At 73.6% G+C, this 3646-nt stretch carries 3 protein-coding genes; all 3 read right to left on the bottom strand.

Annotation, left to right across the window (positions count from 1 at the left end; genetic code table 11):
- Nucleotides 1–99 precede the first annotated feature (99 nt).
- Nucleotides 100–1743 (bottom strand): dipeptide ABC transporter ATP-binding protein, encoded by a 1644-nt coding sequence (locus ACFQ79_RS40505; RefSeq protein ID WP_383593358.1) that lies wholly within the window; start codon nucleotides 1741–1743, stop codon nucleotides 100–102.
- Nucleotides 1740–2729, bottom strand: a complete 990-nt coding sequence (locus tag ACFQ79_RS40500) for an ABC transporter permease (protein WP_383593355.1) — start codon at nucleotides 2727–2729, stop codon at nucleotides 1740–1742. The genes ACFQ79_RS40505 and ACFQ79_RS40500 overlap by 4 nt, the downstream gene beginning before the upstream one ends.
- Nucleotides 2729–3646, bottom strand: a 918-nt coding sequence (locus tag ACFQ79_RS40495) for an ABC transporter permease (protein WP_383593352.1), incomplete at its 5' end; no start/stop codon positions are given. The genes ACFQ79_RS40495 and ACFQ79_RS40500, both read right to left, overlap by 1 nt.

The following is a 3646-nucleotide window of genomic DNA, read 5'->3' as shown; positions in this document are numbered from 1 at the left end:
GGACGGTTGTCCGTCGCACCACCGGAAGGGGTGAATGCACGTAACTTTCCCACCCCGGTAGCGTTCTGTCGCGGTACGCACCGGGGCGGTCACGGAGGGTCAGGCGACGGCCAGTTCCTGGCGTCCTTCGCGGCGCAGTTCCCGGCGCTCCGTCGCGCGGACCGGGTCGAGCGAGGGGACGGCCGCGAGCAGCTGCCGGGTGTACGGGTCACGGGGCGCGCCGTACACCTCGGCGACCGTGCCCTGCTCGACGATCCGGCCCGCGCGCATGACGGCGACCCGGTCGCTGACCTGCCGGACGACGGCGAGGTCGTGGGCGATGAAGACCAGCCCGAGCCCGAGTTCGGCCTGGAGTTCAGCGAGCAGCGCGGTCACCTGGGCCTGGGTGGTGACGTCGAGGGCGGAGACGGGTTCGTCGCAGACGACGATCCGGGGTTCGGCGGCGAGCGCGCGGGCGATGCCGACGCGCTGGCGCTGTCCGCCGCTGAACTCGTGCGGGTAGGCCTCGTACCGGTCGGGGTCGAGCCCGACCCGGTCGAGCAGCTCCCGCACCCGGCCCCGTATCCGGGTCTCGTCCCGCTCCCCCGCCACCCGCAGCGGGTCGGCGATCGACTCGCCGACGGAGCGGCGCGGGTTGAGCGAGGCGACCGGGTCCTGGAAGACCATCTGGAGTTCGTGGCGGTACGGGCGCAGTTCCCGCTCCGGCAGGGCGCCGATCTCCTTCCCCGCGTAACGGAGTCGGCCACCGGTCGGGTCGAGGAGCCGTACCAGCATGCGGCCGAGGGTGGTCTTGCCGCTGCCGGACTCCCCTACGACGCCGAGGGTTTCGCCCGCGTGGAGGGTGAGCGAGGCGCCTTCGACGGCGGTCACCGCCTTCGGGCCCCGCCCGAACACCCGCTTCAGGTCGTGCACTTCGAGAAGGGGCTGCCCCTTCTCCAGGGGCTCGCGCACCGGTCCGTCGAGCCGGGGCACGGCGGCGAGCAGTCTCCTCGTGTACGGCTCCGCCGGCGCGCCCAGCACCCCGCCCACGGGCCCGCGTTCGACTTCTCTGCCGTCCTGCATGACCAGCACCTCGTCGACGCTCTCGGCGGCGACGCCCACGTCGTGGGTGACGAGCAGCAGCGCCGTGCCCGTCTCGCGCCGCAGCTCGTGCAGCAGGTCGAGGATCTGGGCCTGCACGGTGACGTCGAGGGCGGTGGTCGGTTCGTCGGCGACGATGAGCCGGGGCTCGCAGGCGAGGGCCATCGCGAGCAGGGCCCGCTGCCGCATGCCGCCGCTGAACTCGTGCGGGCGGGAGCGGGAGCGGCGGGCCGCGTCGGGGATGCCGACCCGGTCGAGGACCTCGACGGCGCGGGCGCGGGCGGCCCGTCGCGAGCCGCCGGCGTGGACGCGGTACACCTCGGCGATCTGGTCGCCGACGGCGTAGTAGGGGTCGAGGGCGGACAGCGGGTCCTGGAAGACCATGGCGGCGACTCCGCCGCGCAGCCGCCGGAGCTCGCCGGGCCCCGCCGTGGCGACGTCGATGCCGCCGACCCGTACGGTTCCGCCGACCCGCGCCCCCGTCCCCCGGTGGAGGCCGAGGAGGGCGCCGGCGACGGTGGACTTGCCGCTGCCGGACTCGCCGACGAGGGCGAGGGCCCGGCCCTCGTCGAGGGTGAGGGAGAGGCCGTCGACGGCCCGGACGGGATCGCCTGACCTGGCGAACTCGACGGTGAGGTCCGTTACTTCGACGATCGGGGTCACGTCAGGACCACCCTTCGGTCGGCGGCGGCGTACAGCAGGTCGGCGAGGACGTTGGCGAGGACGACGAACGTGCCCGTCACCATGACCACGCCCACCACCACGGGCAGGTCGATCGCCTTCACCCCGTCGATGAGGGTCTTGCCGAGTCCGGGGATGCCGAAGAGGGACTCGGTGAGCACGGCTCCGCCGAACATCGACCCGATGTCGACGGCGCTGATCGCGATGACCGGCGGGACGGCGCCGCGCAGCGCGTGGCGGGTGACGACGGACCGCTCCCCCACCCCGTAGGCGCGGAAGGTGCGGATGTGGTCCTCGGCGAGTGTCTCCAGGGTGGCGCTCCGGGTGAGCCGGGCGTACTTGGCGGATTCGAAGAGGCCGAGGGTGAGCCAGGGAAGGAGCAGGTTCCAGCCCCATTGCTCGGGGTCCTCGCCGAACGGCACGTAGCTGGGGAAGGGCAGCCACTGGAGGTAGGCGCAGACGGCCATGAGGAGCAGCAGTCCGAGGATGAAGACGGGGGTGCCGCTCCCGGCGAGGGTGAGCAGGGTCAGGATCCGCTCGGTGGGGCCGCCCCGGCGGAGCGCGGAGAGCAGTCCGGTGCCGACGCCGACGACCAGCCAGACGACCAGCGCGCCGACGACGAGGGAAGCGGTGGCGGGGAGCCGTTCCAGGACGAGCAGGGTGACCTGCTGGTCGCTCTGGTACGAGAGCCCGAGGCAGGGCGCGTCGCAGTGCACGAGGGAGACGCCGGTGGAGTAGTCGCGGCCGACGAAGACGCCCTGGAGGAAGTGCAGGTACTGGACGAGCATGCTGTCGTTCAGACCGAGTTGCTCACGGACCTGGGCGATCTGCTGCGGGTTGCAGCGCTCGCCGCAGGCGAGCCGGGCGGGGTCGCCGGGCGCCAGGTAGAAGAGCGAGTACACGAGGACCGAGAGGGCCAGCAGGACGAGCACGGCACCCGCGAGGCGCTTGAGGACGAAGCGGGTCATCAGGAGGCCTCCTTGCGGGTGCCCACGCGCAGGCGGCTCGCCTCGCGGGGGTCGAGGGCCGTGCGGACCGCGTCGCCGAGGACGGTGAAGGCGAGCACGGTGACGAAGAGCAGTCCGGCGGGCAGCAGGACGTACGCGGGGTCGGCCCGGAACCAGGTCTGCGCGGTCGACAGCATCTGCCCCCAGGACGGGGTGGGCGGGGTGACGCCCACCCCGAGGAAGGACAGCGACGCCTCGACGACGATGTTGGTGGGGACGAGGATCGCCGCGTAGGTGATGACGGGGGCGGCGAGCGAGGGCAGCAGCTCACGGCGGGCGGTCCGCCAGGGTCCGGAGCCGGCGAGCCGGGAGGCCGCGACGAAGTCGAGGCTCCTGAGGGTGAGGGTCTGGGCGCGGACGAGCCGGGAGGTCCCGGCCCAGCCGAGGAAGCCGATGACGAGGATCAGCAGCAGGGGCCGGGGGAAGTCGCGCGGGACGACGGCGGTCAGCGCGACGGCGAGGACGAGCATCGGGAGGGCGACGAGGACGTCGGTGACCCGGCCGAGGACGCCGTCGATCCAGCGGTTGCCTAGGCCGGCGGCGAGGCCGACGAGGACGCCGATGAGGATCTGGACGGCGGTGGCGCCGACGGCGACCAGCAGGGAGATCCGGGCACCGTGGAGGAGGCGGACGAACAGGTCGCGGCCGGTGCCGGGTTCGACGCCGAGCCAGTGGTCGGCGCTCGCGCCGCCGAAGGCGCCGTACGGGACGCCGCCGCGGGCCGAGTCGACGAGGTCGTCGTGGTACGTGTTCGCGTCCTGGCCCTCCAGGGCGGCGAGCAGCGGGGCGCCGAGGGCGAGGAGGACGAGCAGGAGGAGGACGGCGGCGGAGACGAGGGCGGCGGGGCGGGTGCGGAGCCGTCGCCACACCTGCCGGGC

It is taken from the genome of Streptomyces sp. NPDC056480, from assembly GCF_042795405.1.
Classification (GTDB): Bacteria; Actinomycetota; Actinomycetes; order Streptomycetales; family Streptomycetaceae; genus Streptomyces.
Note: the sequence above shows the minus strand (reverse complement) of the source record. Positions and strands in the feature narration are given on the sequence as shown.

What these genes read in the sequence shown, in the direction of transcription:
- ACFQ79_RS40500 (WP_383593355.1), bottom strand. Translation starts at nt 2,729, where the DNA reads ATGACCCGCTTCGTCCTCAAGCGCCTCGCGGGTGCCGTGCTCGTCCTG.